1 protein-coding gene and 1 pseudogene are annotated in these 1,369 nt (G+C 71.6%); both read right to left on the bottom strand.

Going from position 1 to position 1,369, the window contains the following annotated elements:
- Nucleotides 1-296: single-stranded DNA-binding protein (locus N864_RS22265; RefSeq protein WP_034722720.1), on the bottom strand; the 296-nt coding region annotated here is incomplete at its 3' end.
- Between the two features lie 181 nt (nucleotides 297-477).
- Nucleotides 478-1,369, bottom strand: a pseudogene (locus N864_RS25290) (ABC transporter); the annotation flags it as partial.

Here is a 1,369-nt window from a genome sequence, read left to right as displayed (position 1 = left end):
ACCTCCGGCGAGGTGCGGCTGATGCCGTCCTTGTCGACATAGGACTTGTTCGACAGGTTGCCGACGATGATGACGGGCTGGCCCTTGCGCAGCGAGGCAGCCGCGTTGGAGGCCACGGTGTCGAAGGCGATGACGCTGTAGAAGCTCGTCTCCAGGTCGGCGTAGCTCCCGTCGGCGGTGCGCCGATAGGGCGTCGTCGCGACCCGGAACGTGGTGAAGACGCTGCCGTTGCGCCCAGCCCTCGGGGTCGGGTCGGTGACGACGTTGCCGTGCAGGGTGACCTTGATCTCGTTCATGGTGGCTCCTCTGGTGCCGGCTCATCCATGTCCCGGCGGCTGCCGGGCCTGCCGACCAGCCTTCTGCCACAGCGTCGCCCGGTCGAGTCCACTCCCTGCAGCTGTGGACGAGCCGTCCTGTGGCTGGACGGATGTGGACAGCTCGCCCGAGAAGCCGGACCGGGCGCCTCAGGAGGGGCGTTCAGGCACGGGCCTCGTCGAGGTTGCGGCGGGTCGTGCGGTGCCGCTCGACGACCTCGGTGACCGGACGGATCACCCGCTCGTCCGTGACGGCGGCGACCGCCTCGCTGAGCCGCTTGCCGATCACGGTGCGACGATGCCGGGACCCGACCTTCGCCCACCACCGGGACAGCATGCCGAGGAGGATGCCGAGGAGCAGACCGAGCACGAGCATCACGGCGGGGACGGGAAGAATGCCGACCGCCGGCGTGTCAGGGCGGGGCAGCTGGAGGAAACCGAGGACGTAGAGCACTGCGAGCCAGAGCAGCCCGCCGAGCGCCACGACACCGAGGAACCACTGCACCGCGTTGACGACGTGCCACCAGGCCGGCCGGTGGGCGCGCAACGGCGTCGCGATGATCGCCTGGTCGAGCGCATCGGTGAGTGCGCCCTCGCCACCGTTGGCAGCCTCCTGCACGGCCTGCTCCCACCGGAAGGGCAGGCCCTCCGCGGCAGAGCGGACGAAGGACCGCGTGGCCACGTCGACGGCGGAGACGGTCGACACGCTCGGCGCGGGGATCGACGAGCGGCCGAGGACCGCCCGCACGTCGCCGCCCTCGATGTCGACCGGGATGGGAGGTCGGCGACCTGCTCGGTCGAGGCGCAGCCTACGGAGCGGATCGGCCGCGAATCCCCTTGTCCAGCGGGCAAAGATCCAGCTCGTGTGTGAGAAGGCCTCACGGCGATAGTCCCGCGCGACCGCGTCGAGGACGATCGGCACTCCGGCCGCCCGGGCCAGCGCGGCGTCGAGCTCGGCGCGCGGCAGCCGGTCCACCTGCACCTCGTCGTCCGCGAGGTCGTCGCGCAGCCGGGCGGCCGAGGTGCGCACGTCGGCCTCGAGCCGCTGCCGGGCG

The organism is Intrasporangium chromatireducens Q5-1, from assembly GCF_000576575.1.
GTDB classification, from domain to species: domain Bacteria; phylum Actinomycetota; class Actinomycetes; order Actinomycetales; family Dermatophilaceae; genus Intrasporangium_A; species Intrasporangium_A chromatireducens.
Note: the sequence above shows the minus strand (reverse complement) of the source record. Positions and strands in the feature narration are given on the sequence as shown.